The 18,646-nt window shown below is 59.8% G+C and carries 13 protein-coding genes; 5 read left to right on the top strand and 8 right to left on the bottom strand.

Going from position 1 to position 18,646, the window contains the following annotated elements:
* Positions 1-24: 24 nt before the first annotated feature.
* Positions 25-666: a dephospho-CoA kinase gene (coaE, locus tag QP995_RS01375; protein WP_069359775.1), complete on the top strand. Its 642-nt coding sequence runs from the start codon at positions 25-27 to the stop codon at positions 664-666.
* Here the strand turns inward: coaE and QP995_RS01370 are convergent.
* The 3 genes from QP995_RS01370 to QP995_RS01360 all read right to left on the bottom strand — a co-directional run bounded on the left by QP995_RS01370 (position 599) and on the right by QP995_RS01360 (position 3,586).
* Positions 599-1,813 (bottom strand): aminotransferase class I/II-fold pyridoxal phosphate-dependent enzyme, encoded by a 1,215-nt coding sequence (locus QP995_RS01370; protein ID WP_147721755.1) that lies wholly within the window; start codon positions 1,811-1,813, stop codon positions 599-601. The genes coaE and QP995_RS01370 overlap by 68 nt on opposite strands.
* 104 nt (positions 1,814-1,917) lie before the next feature.
* The gene (locus QP995_RS01365; protein WP_240593373.1) at positions 1,918-2,607 is read right to left on the bottom strand and encodes a hypothetical protein; all 690 of its coding nucleotides are present in this window, start codon (positions 2,605-2,607) and stop codon (positions 1,918-1,920) included.
* Positions 2,608-2,701: 94 nt separating this feature from the next.
* Complete coding sequence (locus QP995_RS01360) at positions 2,702-3,586, bottom strand: DUF559 domain-containing protein (protein WP_049193954.1); 885 nt, start codon at positions 3,584-3,586, stop codon at positions 2,702-2,704.
* A 390-nt stretch (positions 3,587-3,976) separates the two neighbouring features.
* On the opposite strand from QP995_RS01360, the gene uvrB reads away from it, so the two are divergent.
* Both uvrB and QP995_RS01350 read left to right on the top strand, forming a co-directional pair.
* Positions 3,977-6,109 carry an excinuclease ABC subunit UvrB gene (gene uvrB / locus QP995_RS01355; RefSeq protein WP_284852841.1) on the top strand — a complete coding sequence of 711 codons (2,133 nt, stop codon included), beginning with the start codon at positions 3,977-3,979 and terminating at the stop codon, positions 6,107-6,109.
* A 132-nt stretch (positions 6,110-6,241) separates the two neighbouring features.
* Complete coding sequence (locus tag QP995_RS01350) at positions 6,242-6,682, top strand: universal stress protein (RefSeq protein WP_005511992.1); 441 nt, start codon at positions 6,242-6,244, stop codon at positions 6,680-6,682.
* An 84-nt stretch (positions 6,683-6,766) separates the two neighbouring features.
* Here the strand turns inward: QP995_RS01350 and QP995_RS01345 are convergent, their stop codons facing one another.
* The 4 genes from QP995_RS01345 to QP995_RS01330 form a co-directional block, all read right to left on the bottom strand.
* Complete coding sequence (locus QP995_RS01345; RefSeq protein WP_065421639.1) at positions 6,767-7,861, bottom strand: DNA glycosylase AlkZ-like family protein; 1,095 nt, start codon at positions 7,859-7,861, stop codon at positions 6,767-6,769.
* A gap of 34 nt (positions 7,862-7,895) precedes the next feature.
* Positions 7,896-10,397 (bottom strand): HelD family protein, encoded by a 2,502-nt coding sequence (locus QP995_RS01340; RefSeq protein WP_070605588.1) that lies wholly within the window; start codon positions 10,395-10,397, stop codon positions 7,896-7,898.
* 133 nt (positions 10,398-10,530) lie between these two features.
* The gene (locus QP995_RS01335; RefSeq protein ID WP_016422909.1) at positions 10,531-11,400 is read right to left on the bottom strand and encodes a DoxX family protein; all 870 of its coding nucleotides are present in this window, start codon (positions 11,398-11,400) and stop codon (positions 10,531-10,533) included.
* Between the two features lie 166 nt (positions 11,401-11,566).
* Positions 11,567-12,274, bottom strand: a complete 708-nt coding sequence (locus tag QP995_RS01330; protein WP_284852840.1) for an MBL fold metallo-hydrolase — start codon at positions 12,272-12,274, stop codon at positions 11,567-11,569.
* Positions 12,275-12,413: 139 nt separating this feature from the next.
* Here QP995_RS01330 and uvrA point away from each other — a divergent pair, with 139 nt between their 5' ends.
* A complete protein-coding gene (gene uvrA / locus QP995_RS01325) occupies positions 12,414-15,275 on the top strand; it encodes an excinuclease ABC subunit UvrA (RefSeq protein WP_284852839.1) in 2,862 nt (953 codons plus the stop codon).
* On the opposite strand, the gene QP995_RS01320 is transcribed toward uvrA, so the two are convergent.
* Positions 15,268-17,661 carry a DUF2339 domain-containing protein gene (locus QP995_RS01320; RefSeq protein WP_284852838.1) on the bottom strand — a complete coding sequence of 798 codons (2,394 nt, stop codon included), beginning with the start codon at positions 17,659-17,661 and terminating at the stop codon, positions 15,268-15,270. The genes uvrA and QP995_RS01320 overlap by 8 nt on opposite strands.
* 411 nt (positions 17,662-18,072) lie before the next feature.
* Between QP995_RS01320 and infC the strand changes: the two genes are divergently transcribed.
* Positions 18,073-18,624 carry a translation initiation factor IF-3 gene (gene infC, locus QP995_RS01315; RefSeq protein WP_172954614.1) on the top strand — a complete coding sequence of 184 codons (552 nt, stop codon included), beginning with the start codon at positions 18,073-18,075 and terminating at the stop codon, positions 18,622-18,624.
* Positions 18,625-18,646 lie beyond the last annotated feature (22 nt).

The raw sequence follows: 18,646 nt of genomic DNA, 5'->3' as shown, positions 1-18,646 counted from the left end.
GCGTGTCCACGTACCCTTAGAGACATGCTCAAAGTAGGACTAACCGGTGGCATGGGCAGTGGGAAATCTACGGTCGCCCGTAGGTTTGCCGAGCTCGGTGCTGTCATCATCGACGCTGATCAGATCGCTCGCGATGTCGTCGAACCCGGGGAACCGGCGCTGGCCGAACTCGCCGAAGCTTTCGGCGAGGGCATTTTGCTTGACGACGGCTCCCTCAACCGCGGCGAACTTGCGAAGCGGGCCTTCGTATCCGCGGAGAAGACGGAGCTGCTGAACTCCATCACCCATCCGCGTATTGAGCAGCGCACCGAAGAGCAGTTCAACGCGGCAGGTGACGCCATCATTGTTTTTGACTCTCCGCTGTTGATTGAAATGGGGCAGTCGGAAGCACAGGACCTCGTCGTAGTTGTGCATACCCCGGTGGAGGTCCGTCTCGACCGTCTGGTGGAAAGCCGCGGTGTAGACCGAGAGGATGCGAAGCAGCGCATCGCTAAGCAAATCAGCGATGACAAGCGCCTGCAGTTCGCCGACGTGGTTCTGGAAAACTCAGGCACCGAGGAGGACCTCGTGCGCCAGGTCGACCGGATTTGGGAGCGGATTATTCAGCCGCTGAATCAGATTCGCCAGCTGCAGGCCGGGCAGCAAGATAATCCCGCAGCCGGATGATAGCCTCCTCAATCACCTCGGCGCGCTTGCAGAAAGCGAACCGCACCAGGTAGCGGTACTTTTCTGACTCTGGGTCATCCACAAAAGCGGTGACGGGGATGGCTGCGACGCGGCATTCCTTGACCAGGCGGGTGCAGGTCTCCAGGGCGTCGCCAAGCCCCCAGCTCGAGACATCGGCGACGACAAAAAACCCTGCCTGCGGCGTGAAGACGTCGGCGCCAAGGCCCTCCAACCCATCGGCGAGGAGCCGCATGTTGCCCTCGAGCTGACCCGCCAGCTCGTCCACCCATGGGGCACATTCCTGCAGGCCACGGGCGACTGCGGGCTGAAGGGGAGTGGCGCCGACATAGCTCAAGAACTGCTTGGCCTTGACGACGCCATCGAGTAGTTCGGTCGGGGCGAGCGCCCAGCCAATCTTCCAGCCGGTGACGTTGAATGTTTTTGCGGCACTGGACACGACAATGGTCCGCTCGCGCATGCCGGGCAGAGCGCTGATGGAAGAGTGTGACAATCCGTTGAAGTACAGGCGTTCGTAGACTTCGTCGGCAAGCACGAGTAGATTGTTTGCGATGGCGACATCGGCGATGGCCTGCAAGTCCTCCTCCGTGAGGACGGTGCCGGTGGGGTTGTGCGGCGAATTGATGATAATCATGGCCGTTTTAGCGGTGACGGCATCGGCAAGCGCGCTGCGGTCGAGCGACCAGGAGCGTGCCGTGCCGGAAGCTGCGGGGATGAGCGGCACCGCGGTATATGTGCAGTTAGCCAGTGCGATGGCGGCTTTGTACGAGTCGTAGTACGGCTCGATGACGATGACGTGGCTGCCGGGTTCGAGATGCCCCAAGGCGGTGGCGGCAATCGCCTCCGTGGCGCCGACCGTGACGAGGCATTCGGTGTCGGCGTCGTAGACCTGCCCCGTGCGGCGGGCGCGATCGGCGACGATGGCATCACGGAGCACCTTCATACCGCGGCCGGGGCCGTACTGGTTGTTTCCTCCAGCTATCTGATGTCGCGCCTCCGCGAGCACCTCGTCCGGCCCATCCCAATCCGGGAAGCCCTGCCCAAGATTGATTGCCTCGTGCTCGGTAGCGAGGCGGGACATGGTGGCGAAGATGGTCTCGCCGAAGGGGCGCAAGCGGGAAACAGTCATGGTTTCACTGTAGGCGGGAGTTTGCGGGCTTGTTGCGATTCCCCATCGGCGAATCGCGGCTGGCGGCCAGCAGTTGCACCGACTGCCGACCGCCACCTGGTGCGCTAGTACATGTAAATCTTCGCGTTGTTGCCGCCGGTGCACACGACAACGTCGTCTTGTGTGCTGCAGCTGAGGTCGTAGGTCTTCCCGGTCGCGGGACTCTTGGCCTTGATGTTTGGCTGCAGGTGGTCGCGGATATTGTCCTCCGAGGCGTTAAGCCCCTCGGTCTGCTGGTTGAAAACGGCCTTCGCAAAGTCGCAGCTGGTATTCGGGCCCGCCGCGATGAGGTTGAGGCCGTACCCATCGCCGTAGATGCAGGTGGTTGCCTGTTCGCCGGCCGCCATGAAGGTAGATCCCGGCGAGGGGTTGTTGTAGATTTCAGCGGTCATGTCCTGACGAAGCCGGCTCCCGTCGCCGTTGTCGCCTCTTTCGCTTGACGACGTCGACGCGCCACCAGTCTCCGCCGTCGATGTATCGCCTCCCTGGTCCGGTGCAGAACCGGTTGGGTTTGGCGTGTTGCCCGAACTCTTGTCAGACACGCCATCCTCGGTCTGAGTAACGGTAGTGGTTTCAACCGGAGCAGCAGATTCGGGCGCTGCTTCAGTTTCCTGTGTTGAGCAGGCGGTGAAAGCCAATGCGGTGGTAGCGAGGATGCCGGCCACAAGGGCTCGGTGTGAGGTTGCTTTTCGAGTGGTGGAACCTGGGCGAGTCGTAGCGGGCGTGTGGACTGGTGTGCGGCGCGAAGTGTTCATAGGCGCCAGGCTAGTTGCTGTTCGGTCAGTTTTCATTACAAAATAAATAACAATTTGGCAAGTGGATGGCTGTTTATCTCGCGATATCGGCTGTTTATCGCTGCTTATTGGCGTAGCCAACCGTTGGATTCCATTCCCAAACTTTCTGACAGGCAGGCCATCCTGGTTTATAGTCCACGCGGGGACGGCGCTTTTGCACCCATCGAATTGCCTGCTCGATTTCGTCGAGGACACTGTCGAGATTCCAATTGATGCATGAGTCTGTGAACCGCAGGACTATCCAGCCGTGCAGCGTGCCGGAGTTGGCCTTCCAGCGATCTGCGATGAACGAGTCCTCGTTAGCGTGGTACGTCTCTGAGTCGACTTCGATAGCTATTTTCCACTGGTCAAGCAGGATGTCGAAGCAGTAGGGGCCGATGTACTGGTTCATTCGGATGCGGTACCCGCGCTTGATTAGTGGACGGGCCAGCTTGCGCTCGAGTTCGCTGCATGAGCCGATTGGCGTGGTGGCGATGGTTTCACGCAGCCAGGCGGGAACTTTCCGCATCCGGCTGAGGTCGTGGTTGAGTCGCTTCTCGCCGTCCCGGCCGGCGTAGTGTGTTTCCAGGATTCTGCGTGCATAGTCTTTTGAAGCTCGTGCTGCCCAGAGTGCTTCGACAACTGGGAGGCCATTGATGCTGGTGTAGGACGGTAGGCGGCTGTGCCTAATGGAGAAGGTCTCGGCCTGAACTGATCCCGCGCCTTCTGCCTGGATAGGAAGTGTCAGGGGAAGTCTCAAGTGGATTTGAGCTGCGCTTTTACCGGTTAGCGCAATGCTTTTGTAATGCCCCGTGATTGCTCGGGCGACTGAGGCGGGAGAGTGGTCGTCAATGTAGAGGCCACGTACCAATTTAATTAGCCTGCCTTGTTGTAGGAGGGCTCTGGTCTTTTTCTCTCCGATGCCGAGTGCACGCAACTCGGCCGTGGTGAAACTTCCCATGGTCGGGACTCTAAGCTTTTTCGGCCCAGGGGATTTTCTGTGAGAGAGGCTCCACGTCCAATCTGTGGACAACTTTCAGGGTGTGGATAACCCAGGCCTCCCGCAGCCTTGCAGCCTTGCAGCCGCAGCCGCGGACCATCGATAAGACGGCTTGCGCTTCACCAGGAGTCAGTCCATGCGCACTAAGGGCCAGCTGGTGAAGCGGAACCCGCCTTTGCTGGCCTGGCAGCGACTTTATGCCAGCCTTGTCCAAATCTGTGCCGATTTTAATGTTGGTCCGGAACTCGACAGCCGCTCCTAAGCCCCTGGGCCCCAGCCCTGGACAGCCCAAAGCCCCAGGAAGTAACGTAACCAGCCGCTTTCAAGACAGCCTTCGCTACGCTGGGAACTATGGCATTTGCAGCAGAGCAACCCGTCCTCGCGCACTCGGAGTTCCGTCCCGTCGGTGAAGTCGAGCGCGCTGAGGGAAACTTCGAGGTCATCAGCGAGTTCGAGCCCTCGGGCGACCAGCCGCAGGCAATCGCGGAACTGTCGGAGCGCCTAGATAGAGGCGAGCGCGAGGTAGTCCTGATGGGTGCCACGGGCACCGGTAAGTCAGCCACCGCAGCGTGGTTGATCGAAAAGGTGCAGCGGCCAACCCTCGTCATGGCACCGAACAAGACGCTTGCGGCCCAGCTGGCCAATGAGCTCCGCAGCCTGCTGCCAAACAACGCGGTCGAGTACTTCGTTTCGTACTACGACTACTACCAACCCGAGGCCTACATCGCGCAGACCGATACCTATATTGAAAAGGATTCCTCCATCAACGAGGACGTGGAGCGCCTGCGCCACTCGGCTACTTCAGCGCTGCTGTCGCGTCGCGACGTAGTCGTCGTCAGCTCTGTTTCTTGCATCTATGGCCTGGGTACCCCGCAGTCATACCTCGACCGTTCGGTGTGGCTGAAGGAGGGCGAAGAAGTCGACCGCGACCAATTCCTGCGCCTTTTGGTGGACATTCAGTACGCCCGCAATGACATCGCCTTTACCCGCGGCACCTTCCGAGTAAAAGGCGACGTGGTCGACATCATCCCGGCCTACGAAGAAAAGGCCGTGCGAGTGGAGTTCTTCGGTGACGAGATTGATTCGCTGTACTACCTCAATCCAGTCACCGGCGACGTCATCGACCAAGTCCCTGAGCTGCGCATTTTCCCTGCTACGCACTACGTCGCCGGCCCGGAGCGCATGGAACGTGCCGTCGCGGACATCAAGGCCGAGCTCGCGGAACGCCTGGCCGATCTGGAAAACCGCGGCAAGCTGCTGGAAGCACAGCGTCTGCGCATGCGAACTGAGTACGACCTCGAAATGATCGAGCAAGTCGGCTTCTGCTCCGGTATTGAGAACTACTCGCGCCACATCGATGGTCGCGCGCCGGGCTCGGCCCCCGCGACGCTCATCGACTATTTCCCGGAGGACTTCCTCACCATCATCGATGAGTCGCACGTCACTGTGCCGCAGATTGGTGGCATGTTCGAGGGCGATGCCTCCCGTAAGCGCAACCTTGTCGACTTTGGTTTCCGCCTCCCATCGGCGCTGGATAACCGCCCGTTGACGTTCGACGAATTCGATGCCCGCGTGGGCCAGGTCGTGTTCATGTCCGCAACGCCGGGTGACTATGAGCTCGAGAAGACCGGTGGCGAGTATGTGGAGCAGGTTATTCGTCCGACGGGGCTGGTGGATCCCAAGATCGTCGTTAAGCCTACGGAGGGACAGATTGATGATTTGATCGGTGAGATCCGTAAGCGCACCGAGCGTGACGAACGCGTCCTCGTGACCACCCTGACGAAGAAGATGGCGGAGGATCTGACCGACTACCTGCTCGAAAATGGCGTGCAGGTGCGGTATATGCACTCGGATGTGGATACGCTCAAGCGCGTTGAGCTGCTGCGACAGTTGCGTCTCGGTGAGTACGACGTGCTGGTCGGCATTAACTTGCTGCGCGAGGGCCTCGACTTGCCCGAGGTTTCGCTGGTGGCAATCCTCGACGCTGACAAGGAGGGGTTCCTGCGTTCGGAGCGTTCGTTGATTCAGACGATTGGTCGTGCCGCGCGAAACGTCTCCGGCGAGGTGCACATGTACGCCGACAAGATCACCGATTCCATGCAGTTCGCTATCGACGAGACGGAGCGCCGCCGCGAAAAGCAGATTGCTTACAACACTGAGCATGGCATCGATCCGCAGCCGCTGCGCAAGAAGATCGCGGACATTCTGGATCAGGTCTACGACAACGCTGACACCGATTACGAAGGCAAGACCGGTGCGGCCGCTGATGCGCTGCTCTCGCGTGCCGACGGCTCGGGCGCGGCCGATGGTGCTAGCGGTAAGCAGATGCCGAGGGCGGAGCTCGAGGCGCTTATCGCGGACCTGTCGGAGCAGATGGCCGCGGCTGCGCGAGAGTTGAAGTTCGAGCTCGCGGGGCGCTTGCGCGATGAGATTCTCGACCTCAAGAAGGAACTTAAGGGGATGATTGAGGCCGGTGTCGAGTAGTTTTTTGCTACTGTTGTGGGAAGTAAAACAGTGTATTCGCGAAAGTGGCTCTGGCCAGTGGGTTCGGGGCAACGACGGCGTTACGCACGATGAACTGTTTTAATGCAACTTCCACAGTGAGGGATAGTTTTCATGAGTGATTACAAGACCATTGTTGTCGGCACGGATGGTTCTAAGTCGTCGCTGCTCGCAGTAGAGCGCGCTGCCTCGATTGCCGCGGCTTTCGATGCCACCCTGGTTATCGGCTGCGCTTACTACGAGACTGCAGAGGATGCGTCCAAGACCCTGCGCCAGGATTCGGTTCAGGTCCTCGGTGATGACCCGGCTCAGAAGAACCTGGCTGCTGCTAAGGAGGCCGCAGAGGCCGTCGGCGCTACCAAGGTTGAGACCGAGGTTCGTTCCGGCTCCCCGGTTGAGGCTCTGATGTCTCTGGTCACTGACCGTCGCGCTGACCTGCTGGTGGTTGGCAACCGCGGTATTAACTCGCTGACTGGTCGTCTGCTGGGCTCCGTGCCGGCTGATGTTGCTCGTCAGTCGGACTGTGACGTCATGATTGTTCACACTGTGAGCTAACAAAACGGTGAGCTAGTAAGACCGTCAGCTAACAATTTAGCTTTCGTTTTAAACCGGCATCTCTTAGTTGAGGTGCCGGTTTTTCTATTGTCGGCCGGTGATAACCCCTTCTTCAACTACAAAAGGCCAGCTAATTCCGTTTCTGGTTAAGACCTGGTTGCGAAGGGATTCAGGAAGAACTTCGGTACGGCTGCCATAGCCCATGAGGTACTCGTCAAAAGCGGGCAGTCGAAGCGTCAGTGAAAGCGCGGCTTCAAGCTCGGCCTCAGCTACGTTCTGCTGCCATGCCGGCATGAAGTACTCATTTTGTGCGAGTCCTTCGCCGGTGAATTCTGTGTCAGTTGGCGTGTGCGGAGAGGCAGAGGAATCGAGGGAGAAAGGAGCTATTAAGTGGTCGATAAGCTTAAAGGCCTTTTTCGCTTGAGTTTTCGTCAGCCCCAGCCACCACGCGAAGTCAGCTACACAGATAGGTCCGCGGGAATTAACATAGCGCCAGGCAATGTCGGCCAGCGTGGATTCAGCTGAGTGTTCTGTGCTGGAGCCCTCCGTGGTATTTGCTGAGAGGCCGCCTTTGAAAGTTACGTCGGCAAGCAGGACGAAGGTATCTTCGGATCCTTTTCGTGGCCCTTGGACGACAGCGCCTTCGCCGCCGAATGTGCGCAGTAGGTGAGGACCTCTTTGTTCCGTGGGGTCTATTCCATGATCTGCGAAAACCTCATAGGCTTCAGTCCGAGTCAGCGGGTCGGACAGGCCACGTGAGCGCAATTCGGAATGAAATGCTGCCCTTGCGGTCTGCACATCATCTTGAGAAAGCCCGAGTGTCGTACGACGTCTTGCTGCTGCCTTTTCGATGCGCGGATTCGTCAACCTCATAATTGCTCCCGCGTCTTGCGCTGAAACAAAGTGCAGGGTGCCTCGTTGAGACCAACAGCGAACGATGTCGTAAGAAGAAATGGCTGCTAAAACATCGTCGGTGGTGCTGCCACTGCGTAGGGCGATGGCATTAACACCGTTCGAATAATTCTGCCCTTGTAGAGCGACCATGCCATGCGTTGCTGATAATGCAGGCGAGTTGAGGTTTGTATTCCAATCGCTGCGTGCTTGACTTGCAGCTAACCCCTGGGCAATGAGACGGCGTGCGCGAAGTTCAGCTAGCTGAGGTAGATAGTTTTGGGACATAATGTCTCACTCATTCTGTACGGCACTATCCTCGTCATTCTAACCATTGCAGCTCCGGCAAAACGCCCGACTGCTGAGGCGCCACAACAATTAGCCCCTGGGTCGCACGAGTCAGTGCAACGTACAGGTCCTGTAGCCCCTGTGGGGATTGCGCCACAATCTGGTCGGGCGCAACGACGATGACCTCGTCGAATTCCAGGCCTTTTGAGGTCGTGATGTCGTAGACCGCGCAGTTGGTGAGTTTGCTGGGGCGAGTAGCAGGTGCGTCATCGGCGGCACTAGCCCCGCCAGCACCATCAGGGTCACCATCTCCATCAGCTCCACCACCGAGAAAATCCCGCACCTCCGCGCGCGTGGCTTCGAGCAACTCGGCGGGCGCGATCACAGCGACCAGGCGGTCCGGCTGCGCAACCTGCTCCACATGCGCCAGAGCCTCCGTCACGGTGCGAGCCTGGACAGGCTTGCGGCCGGTCGCGCGGATCGACTGCGGTGCCTCCAGCTCCGGATCAATCTCGGCCAGGACGCTGGCGGCGACCTCCATCACCTCAGCTGGGGTGCGGTAGTTGACGGTCAGCTCGTGGAGATGCCACCTCGAGCCGATGATGGGTTCCAGCACATCATCCCAGGTCGCGGCACCTGCGGGGGAGCCCGTCTGGGCCACGTCGCCGACGAGGGTCATCCAGCCGTTGGGGCTGCGGCGGCGCAGCATTCGCCAGGCCATCGCGGAGAGTTCCTGAGCCTCGTCGACGATGACATGGCCGTAGGCCCACAGGCGATCCGCCGCCGCCCGCTCGGCGGTGGATCGCAGGTCGCGCTCACGGTGGCGTTCGGCCAGTGCCTCGGCATCGATGACGTCATACGCTGACAAAATTTCGGCCTCAAAGCCGTCGTCAAGATCCTGGGACGCAGAACTGGACAGGGTATCCAACGCGCCCTGCGCCTCCTCGACGCGGGCCTGCCAATCCTCTTCATCGGCCTCCGCGTCACCAACTGGGCCGAGGAGTTCCGCCAGCTCGTCGAGAAGCGGGGCGTCGGAAGGCATCCAGTCGGTGCCTTCCGGCCGGTAGAGAGCCTCGCGCGTCAGCTCGTCGTAATCGGTGGCGGCGTAGTCGATGGCCTCGCGAGAGCTCAGCAGCTCCGACAGCACCCGCTCGGGCGTAAGCGCAGGCCACAGCTCATCGAGGATGTCGGCAACTGCTCCGGATTCGTCGATTTCGTCGCGTAGATCGGCAATGTCGGTCACGGACAGGAGGTTTTCGCCGCCCAGCGGATCGGCACCGATGACCTCGGCCATCTGTGCGGCCAGCAGTTCCACCACGTGATCGCGGAAAATCGGGCGAGCCAGATTGTGGGGTTTACGAGTCCTCCGCGCACGCGTCCGCGCGGCTTTCACCATCTCCGGCGTGATGGTCAGAGTGATGTTGTCGTTCCGGACCTCAAGAGGTTCCGCGGGCAGCTCCTGGTAGGCCCGCACGGCCTCACGCAGGATCGTGAGCATCTCAATCGAGCCCTTAACTTCCTGCGCAACCAAGGGTTCGGGGTTGTGTCCGTCGATAAGCGCGTCGGAACCGCGCACGCCGGGGTAGAGATCGGCGATGGTGGTCAGCACCACGCCCGTTTCGCCGAGGCTCGGCAGCACGCGGGAGATGTAGTCGAGGAAGGTTGTGTTCGGGCCGATGATGAGGACACCGGTTTTCGCCAGCTGATCGCGGTAGGTGTAGAGAAGCCATGCGACGCGATGCAGCGCCACCGCCGTCTTGCCCGTGCCGGGGCCGCCCTGGACGACCAGAGTGCCGCGGGTGGAGTCGCGGATGATGAGGTCCTGCTCGCGCTGAATGGTCTCCACAATGCCGCGCATATGGCCGGTGCGCGCTTGATTCATGACCTCCCGCAGCACCGATTCGCCACCGACGCCCGCTTCAACTTCGGTCTCGTGTGCGCTGTCGGCTTCCTCGCCGGAGAGCCATTCGTCGTCAATGCTGCGGACCTTCCGGCCGTGCGTGCGCAGGTGTCGGCGCAGGCTGACTCCCTCGGGATGCGCGGTCGTGGCCAGGTAAAACGGGCGCGCGCCGTCGGCACGCCAATCCATGATGACCGTGCGGTAGTCGTCGTTTTCATCGGACAGGCCGATTCGCCCGATGTATCGCTTATCGACGGTCGCCCCCGGCCCTTCCTCTGCCAAAGGATTGTCGGGATCTGTGTCATCGATATCGATTCGACCAAAGACCAGGCCGATCTCGGCTGAGCGGTAGCGGTCCAGATTAGCCTGTAGTCGGTGGTATTCCACCTCGCGTTCAACGCGGGCTTGCGGGTCTGGGTCGTCGATGAGCATGACCTGGCGCAGGTACTCTTGGTCGCGCTCGCGTGCCCGGTCGAGGAAGCTGAACGCACGGTCGACGTAGGCCTGTTCGGCAGCAAGGATGCTTTCTTCTTCTCGCTGTGGTGCTGAACTTGCCTGGTCCGGCAGACCTGCCTGGCCAGTGTGGCCAATGCGGCCTGTCTGGTCCTGCCCGGGCTCGGATGCGCGCGACGCCAACCTGGTCTCCTCAACGAATCGCAAAATTAGTGCTAACTGATGTGCTGAATGAATATAAAAATATGAAAACGCTCCCGCACGCGTAGTGGCGTGGGGAGCGTTTAAGTATACCGCTTTAACTGCGGCAGCAAACTTACTGCAGGCGCTTCTGCGCCTTCTTTGCGGACTTCTTGGCCTCCTTGGAAGCCTTGGCTGCGCGCTTGCGCAGTTCCTTGCGCTGCTTGCGAGTGTCCTTCTTGAGATCCTTGCCCAGGTCCTCGGCATAGTCGCGCGCGTCCTCAGCGAGCTCGGTGGCCTTGGCAATCCAGTCGTCCTTGTTGTCCTCGACGTAGCTCTTAGCGGTGTCGAAGGCGTCGGTGAGCTGCTCGCGCCAGCCGTCCTTGTTGTCCTCGACGTATTCACGAGCGCCATCGGTGGCCTCAGAAGCGCGGTCGCGGAGCAGGCCGGCCTTTTCGCGGACGTTCTCGCCGGCGGAAGCGAAGGCTGCGCTGATTTCCTCAGTGCGCTGCTCGGTTTCAGACTTGGTCGGCAGGGCAGCCTGAACCTTCTTGTTCAGCTGCTTGCCTGCCTTCTCAGCGCGCCAAGCGACACCCGGCTTGCCGTCGGTGTCAGCAGTAGCCAGGAAGAGGCCGCCCAGCAAACCGATGTCGGTCAGGAAACCAGTGCGGCGAGCCGCCTTCTCCTTCGAATCCTGGGTTTCCCAGAATGCGTGGCGAGCGAGCATCGTCGGAACTTGTGCAGCGACCAGAGCGGTGGCGGACAGGCGTGGGGCCTTACCCAGAGCGTAGAGGGAACCCGCAGCAACCTTGGTGCCAGCGACGACCTGGACAACCAGCTTCTCGCTATTTGGCACGTACTTGTTGTACTGGTTCGGGGTTACGGAGCGGACGCGGGCAATCAGGTCGCGTGCGCCCTCTTCATGATCCTTCTGGTTCATCAGCGTGTCGACACCGTCGGCAACGAAAACCGAGGCCAGCATTGGTCGGGCAAACTTGCGAATCATCTAAATTCCATCTCCTTTGTCGTCCAGGTGAAACCGTGTTTTTGGCCATCTGGTCGCTGTAATTCACTATTAATCCTACGCAGCCCGGCCTATTTATGTCGCGGGAATGACAAGTTTTTCAGAAGCTGCGGCACCATCCAGCACTACCGACCACGCTCATCCAGCGCTACCAACCACGCTGGCGCCAGTTCTCGACCTCGGGGCTCTCGACACCAACTGTGGTGTCTTTGCCGTGGCCGGGGTGAATCACCGAGTCGGCGGGGTAGACGCGGAAGACACGGCTCTCGACATCGTCGATAAGCTGCGTGAAATCCTCGGGCGAGTACGTTTTGCCGACACCGCCTGGGAAGATGCTGTCACCGACGAAGAGGTGGTGTGACGGGGTGTCGTCGGAAAGCGCGCCGGTTTCCTTGGCGGACAGGTCGAGACAGAGGCCGCCTTTGGTGTGCCCGCGCAGGATGAACATGGGAAGCGTGATGCCCTGGCCGAAAGTAATGGTCTCGCCGCCGTCGAGTTGCTGGTCGGCGGGTTCGGGAATGTCTGCAGCGTCGAGGCTTGACGTGATGTGGCGGGCAGGGAATGCCTGCAGGAGCTCGCCGAGCGCCTGGACGTGATCGCCGTGGGAGTGCGTGGTGACAATCGTGCGGACCTGCGCGCCGACGTGCTCAACCAAGCGGATTAAATGGTCGGCGTCGGTGGCGGCATCGATAAGTAGGGAATTGTCGGGCTCGCGGGAGTCGACCAAAAGGTAGACGTTGTTTTCCATCGGTCCGACGGAGGTCTTATAAATAGTGACATTGCCGTAGTCAATGCGCTCAACGCCGCGCGTGCTCGGCGCGTTGGAGTAGGGGCTAATTGTAATGACGTCGTTCATGCGCCCCAGGGTAATGAGGTGTCTGTCGGCGCGCTAGGAACGCAACGTAACTGCGAGTCTCTGAACACATGTGCGAAAAATTGGTTATGGACTGTAGACTGGTCGGCAGTGAATCGTCGACGAATTGAGGTTTCCCACTGTGGCTGAACGTCTAGTGGTCAGAGGCGCCCGCGAGCATAACCTGCAGGGTGTTGACATCGATTTGCCCAGAGACAAGATGGTGGTTTTCACCGGTCTGTCGGGGTCGGGTAAATCGTCACTGGCATTTGACACAATCTTCGCCGAGGGCCAGCGCCGTTACGTGGAGTCGCTGAGCTCCTATGCGCGCATGTTCCTGGGGCAGATGGAAAAACCCGATGTAGAGATGATTGAGGGGCTCTCGCCGGCGGTGTCGATCGACCAGAAGTCGACGAACCGCAACCCGCGCTCGACCGTCGGAACCATCACAGAAGTGTATGACTACCTGCGTCTGCTCTACGCGCGCACCGGTACTCCGCACTGTCCGACCTGTGGGGAAGTAATCTCCTCACAGACTCCACAGCAGATTGTCGATCAGGTCATGGAGATGCCGGAGGGCACCAAATTCCAGGTCCTCGCACCCGTCGTGCGTACGCGCAAGGGCGAGTTCGTCGACCTGTTTGAACGCCTCGCATCTGAGGGCTACGCGCGTGTCATCGTCGACGGCGAAATGCATCGCCTAACGGATCCGCCGAAGCTGAAGAAGCAGGTCAAGCATGACATTGACGTGGTTATTGACCGCCTCCAGGTGAAGGAGTCGCAGCAGCGCAGGCTCACCGATTCCGTCGAAACGGCGCTTCTGCTTGCCGACGGCGTCGTGGTCATCGACGCTGTCGGGCTGGAGGCAGATGACCCGCGTCGAACCCAGCGATTCTCGGAAAAGATGGCCTGCCCGAATGGGCACCGCATTGCTATCGATGAGCTGGAGCCACGGTCGTTTTCCTTTAACTCGCCGTACGGTGCCTGCCCGGAGTGCGACGGCATTGGCACCAAGCTGGAGGTGGACACGGACCTGGTCATTCCAGATCCGTCACTGCCGACGATCGAGGCTATTGCGCCGTGGCGACAGACGCTGAACAAGAAGTACTTTGAAAAGCTGGTCGAGGGGCTCGCTACCGAGATGAGCTTCGACCCGACCACGCCTTTCGAAGATCTCACAGCGCCGCAGCGTAAGGCCCTGCTGCATGGTTCCAGTCACAAGGTCACGGTGCGCTACCGCAATAGGTACGGCCGTACTCGCCAGTACACCGCGCCGTTTGAAGGCGTGATGCCGTACCTGCACCGCAAGCTGTCGCAGGCAGAGAGTGACTCCCAGAAGGACCGCTTCCAGGGATACATGCGTGAAGTGCCGTGTCCGGCGTGTAATGGCACGCGTCTGCGGCCAGAAATTCTTTCGGTGACGCTGGATTCGGCGGAGTTCGGGCAGAAGAATATTGCCGAGCTCACAGAGCTGTCGGTCCACGATGGCTCGGCATTCCTGAATTCGCTGACTTTGGGCAAGCGCGAGGAAATGATTGCCGGTCGCGTTCTGCGTGAGGTGCAGGCTCGTCTGAAGTTCCTGCTGGATGTGGGGCTGGACTATCTGTCCCTGTCGCGTTCGGCGGGCACGCTGTCCGGTGGCGAAGCGCAGCGAATTCGTCTGGCCACCCAGATTGGCTCGGGGCTCGCCGGCGTGCTCTATGTCTTGGATGAGCCGTCGATTGGTCTTCACCAGCGCGATAACAGTCGTCTAATCAAGACTCTGAAGAACCTGCGCGACCTGGGCAATACGCTGATTGTGGTCGAGCATGATGAGGAGACGATTCGCGAGGCCGATTGGCTGGTCGACATTGGGCCCAAGGCCGGTGAATACGGTGGACAGATCGTCTACCAGGGCGAACCGTCGGGCATTGTTGACTGCGAAGAGTCGCTGACAGGTGCGTACCTCTCGGGTCGTCGGGTGTTGGCGGTGCCGGAGAACCGGCGTGCGATTGATAAATCGCGCATGGTGACGGTCAAGGGCGCTCGCGAAAACAACCTGAAGAAGATCGACGTGAAGTTCCCCCTCGGCGTGTTGACCTGCGTTACGGGTGTTTCCGGGTCCGGCAAGTCCACCTTGGTCAACGAAATCCTGGCCAAGGTGATGAGCAACGAGCTCAACGGTGCTCGTCAGGTGCCGGGTCGACACAGCCGCGTGGAGGGGTTGGATCAGCTGGACAAGCTGGTGCAAGTTGATCAGTCGCCGATTGGTCGCACCCCGCGTTCCAACCCAGCGACGTACACCGGTGTGTTCGACAAGATCCGCAACCTCTTCGCCGAGACGCAAGAGGCCAAGGTTCGTGGCTATAAGCCCGGTCGATTCAGCTTCAACGTCAAGGGCGGCCGCTGTGAGGCGTGTAAGGGCGACGGCACCATCAAAATTGAGATGAACTTCCTGCCGGACGTCTATGTGCCTTGCGAGGTTTGCCATGGCGCGCGCTACAACCGCGAAACGCTGGAGGTTCGTTACAAGGGCAAGACCATCGCTGAGGTGCTGGACATGCCCATCTCCGAGGCAGCGGAGTTCTTCGAGCCGATTCAGTCGATTGCGCGTTATCTCAATACGCTTGTCGACGTCGGCCTGGGCTATGTCCGTCTCGGGCAGGCGGCGACCACGCTCTCGGGTGGTGAGGCTCAGCGTGTAAAGCTGGCCAGTGAGCTGCAGAAGCGCTCCAATGGCCGGACGGTCTACATCTTGGATGAGCCGACCACGGGGCTGCATTTTGAGGACATCCGCAAGCTCATGTTGGTGTTGCAGGGCCTGGTGGACAAGGGCAACACCGTCATTGTCATTGAGCACAATTTGGATGTCATCAAGTCTGCGGATTGGATCATCGACATGGGGCCGGAAGGCGGCTCCGGCGGTGGCACCGTGGTTGTAGAGGGCACGCCGGAGGATGTCGCGAACTGTTCCGGCTCCCACACCGGGCAGTACCTGAAGCCGCTGCTTAAGCAGCTTAGGTAGTCGGGTCGTTTCCGTCGGAGATCTCAGGACCGTCGGTGCGGGTGATGCCTTCCATTCTGTCAGCAGCGGGGTCGGCATCTGCTGCGCCGCTCGCGCCGGCAGCGTCAGTATTGCTGGCGGTGCCGTCACGGTCCGGTGCCGCCGGCTCCTCGGCACTCTTCTGCTTCGCCCCGGAGACCGCCATGGCCAGCAGAATCAGGCCACAGCCGAGGAACGCCAAGGCGCGGATAACGCCATCGAGCGTTGCCATGTCGTAGAAGATCAGCTTGACGATAGACAGCGCCGCAATCGTTAAACCCGCTGCCAGTCGCGCCGGAATGTGGTGGAACCTCTTCGATAGCACCAGCATGCCGGCAATCGTGGCCCAGAAAATACTCAACAACATGTGTGCAGCGTTGAAGCTCACGCCAATAGTCGTGAGCAGCACGATAAATGGCATACCCAGTGCAGCCAGGCCAATCAGTGCAAAAGCTGGCGGTAGCTGCGACCTCGCTGCCGTCACGGCCAGGCCGACGTCGGCGCACAGCAGGAACAATAGCGAAAGCATTTCTGCCCACGTTGCCGAGTAGTCGTCCGCAGCACCGGCATTCAATGCTGCGGGCAGGATGTAGAGGTGTACTACCGTTGCGCCGAGCAGCCAGGTCAGTGCCGCAATCTTTGTATATGGTGCCACGGCATCCCGGGTTGGTTCAGGAGCCTGTAGTCGTGCGCCAATCGCGCCGTGCTTCGATGCTGTGGCCAGCGCCCAGACAAAGAGCGCGGCACCGATAGAGATTGGGATGAGACCCCAAGAGTGGGGTCCAGTATCGGCTCCTGAGCTCCTTTCCGGGCCTGCCACCGCGAGCGCTAGCCAGGGCAGAATTGCCGTGGCTAAGGCCATTGGGGCGAGATAGCGGAAGATGGCACGGTTCCAAAGGAATACTGCAGCAATTGCGATGAACAGCACGAATCCGCCGTAGAACAGCAACCAGAGGCTGGAGGTGGACTGTGTGGCGTTGACCGTTGGGACTGCAGCTACAACCGGAGTCGAGAAGGCAACTACTGACGTGATGGTGACCAGATCGTCTTCCCAGGTGCTGGTTTCCGAAGGCTCGTCGTCAAGCTCGGGAGTGAGTTGGCGAGCCAACGCCAGCGGGCCGAACTGGGCAAACGCGAAAAGGGCAATGGTGAGTGCGGCGATTGCGGGCATCACCAGTGCATTGTTGGTCGTGATTACGCCGATGAGAACGTTTGCGCCGAGCAGGAATGCGACTACGTACTTCCGGAAGGGGACGTTCAGGAGGCAGACGATAGCGGCGATGACCATCAGTTGAAGGGTGATTTGCGCGAGCGAGGAGCTCAGCGGGCGGGCGTGGAAGTTGAGGCCGATCGTCGCCCACAGCATTAATCCGGTGTTGATTGTGATTGTCCACGCCGCGGTTGCACTCGACTTCGTCCACCGCGCGCCGTATAGACCGACTGCGGCGAAAGGCAACATGATGACCAGCGTCGCTGCCACAGGAATCCAGTCGAGGAGGTAGGACATCGACATCGTTGTCAGGTGCGCAGCGGCTAGTGATGTCGCAATCAGCGCCGTCACACCAGCAGGCGGTGCTTGACGACGGTGCGCTCGCACAGCCGCGACCGCGAGCACGGCGGCCAACAAGTAAGCCAGGATCACACGACCGGCTGGTCCAATCAGGCCGGATTGGATTGCGACCGCGACGAAAAACGCGATACCGGCAGCGGTGATGAGACCACCGAAGATGGCGATGATTCTGATGATTGCCTTCTCGTTGCGCCACCAGGGTTCGCGGGGCTCGCGAGGTTCACGCGGTGCCTCCGGCAGCTTCGACGGCGGGGCCGAGCCGGTTGGGGAAGACTGTGGCGAGGGGGAAGACTGCGGCAAGGGAGAAGACTGCGGCGACTTCGAATCCCGCCGCCACTGGTGGGCAGAGGGGAAGCCGAACATCGGCTGCGCAGTTGCGCCGCTCTGTGGCAGGGGAGCTGGTTGATTCCGCCAGTCCGCTTGTGTTGGCGGTGGCTGCGGATTGTGTTGAGGTGCCCCTTGGGGTGCAACATGGGGCGGCGCTTGAGGTGTCCGCTCAGGCGCCGATTTAGGTACCGCTTTAGGTACCGACGCAAACTCCGTTCCCGTAGTTTGAGGCGCGCTCGGTGCAGTCGGCGCTTGCCCGCTTGCCTGCGAAAGGCGCACCTGCCAGGTACGGGTGAGCTGAGCCAGTCGAAGCGAGCTGGCCTCCAAATCTGCCAGAGCATGGGAAAGCTCTGAGACGGAGTCGCCGGTCAGGACAAAATCGCCGGTCGGAGGCTTGTCGTATCGGGCGGAGTGCTGATTAGGATTGGTGTTCTCGGCTTTAGGGCCAAAGCCGTTGGAGCCAGTATTCATGGTGACGACTTTAATCGTGTTTGGCCTAAAAACTATGGAGAGAATCTACCAATCTGATTACAATTCGGATTGCACTTTTTTGACGCTTGGTATCGCGTCGGGTGCCGATGGTGAATAACCCGGAGTGAGAGCCGGTTTTGGTATGCGAGAACAGCTGTGTTAACATCTCGTCTACGACCGCCAGAATGCGATGCTTGCTGCCTTCGGGGAGCATTTAGTTGCATTCGGCAGCGAAGAGGATTTAAGTCCCACCCTAGGTGCGCCAAAGAATTACGGTAGCGCCGGGGTCCACCCTAATCGGTGATGTCACATCGCACGATTGGAAGGCGTCCTTATACAGTGTGTAGTAATCCGCTGTAGACGCGTGGCTTTTCTTCCTTTCCCGCTTGCTATCGCGGTTTGAAACGAAGATTGTTCAGGTTCAACCTAGGAGGCCACATCAGCGCTGAAGCTCGTATTAACGAGGATATTCGAGTACCGGAAGTCCGCCTTGTAGGACCGAATGGTGAGCAGGTGGGCGTTGTCCGCACCGGTGACGCACTCAAGCTCGCTTACGAAGCAGACCTTGACCTGGTTGAGGTTGCTCCGCGAGCAAAGCCGCCGGTCGCCAAGATTATGGACTACGGCAAGTTCAAGTACGAACAAGCCCAGAAGGCACGCGAGGCTCGAAAGAACCAGCAGCAGACTGTGGTCAAGGAGCAGAAGTTCCGTCCGAAGATTGATGACCACGACTACGAAACCAAGAAGAACAACGTTGTTCGTTTCTTGGAGAAGGGTTCGAAGGTCAAGGTCACGATTATGTTCCGTGGCCGTGAACAGTCTCGTCCAGAACTGGGATTCCGCCTGTTGGAGCGTCTGGCCGCCGATGTCGAAGAGTACGGCATTGTCGAGTCTCGCCCGAAGCAGGACGGTCGCAACATGACTATGGTCCTGGGGCCGGTTCGGAATAAGGGTAAGAAGTAACCGACCTGACCAGAAATGGTTG

Origin of the sequence: Corynebacterium sp. MSK032, from assembly GCF_030232065.1 — a bacterium.
Lineage (GTDB): Bacteria > Actinomycetota > Actinomycetes > Mycobacteriales > Mycobacteriaceae > Corynebacterium > Corynebacterium jeikeium_D.
The sequence above is the reverse complement of the archived record's forward strand: the minus strand, read 5'-3'. Positions and strand labels throughout refer to the sequence as shown.

Coding starts and splice junctions, on each gene's coding strand:
- QP995_RS01335 (WP_016422909.1), bottom strand. CDS start 11,400: ATGATTCGCAAGTTTGCCCGACCAATGCTGGCCTCGGTTTTCGTTGCC.
- uvrB (WP_284852841.1), top strand. CDS start 3,977: ATGGCATTTGCAGCAGAGCAACCCGTCCTCGCGCACTCGGAGTTCCGT.
- QP995_RS01345 (WP_065421639.1), bottom strand. CDS start 7,861: ATGTCCCAAAACTATCTACCTCAGCTAGCTGAACTTCGCGCACGCCGT.
- coaE (WP_069359775.1), top strand. CDS start 25: ATGCTCAAAGTAGGACTAACCGGTGGCATGGGCAGTGGGAAATCTACG.
- QP995_RS01360 (WP_049193954.1), bottom strand. CDS start 3,586: ATGGGAAGTTTCACCACGGCCGAGTTGCGTGCACTCGGCATCGGAGAG.
- QP995_RS01365 (WP_240593373.1), bottom strand. CDS start 2,607: ATGAACACTTCGCGCCGCACACCAGTCCACACGCCCGCTACGACTCGC.
- QP995_RS01330 (WP_284852840.1), bottom strand. CDS start 12,274: ATGAACGACGTCATTACAATTAGCCCCTACTCCAACGCGCCGAGCACG.
- QP995_RS01320 (WP_284852838.1), bottom strand. CDS start 17,661: ATGAATACTGGCTCCAACGGCTTTGGCCCTAAAGCCGAGAACACCAAT.
- QP995_RS01350 (WP_005511992.1), top strand. CDS start 6,242: ATGAGTGATTACAAGACCATTGTTGTCGGCACGGATGGTTCTAAGTCG.
- QP995_RS01370 (WP_147721755.1), bottom strand. CDS start 1,813: ATGACTGTTTCCCGCTTGCGCCCCTTCGGCGAGACCATCTTCGCCACC.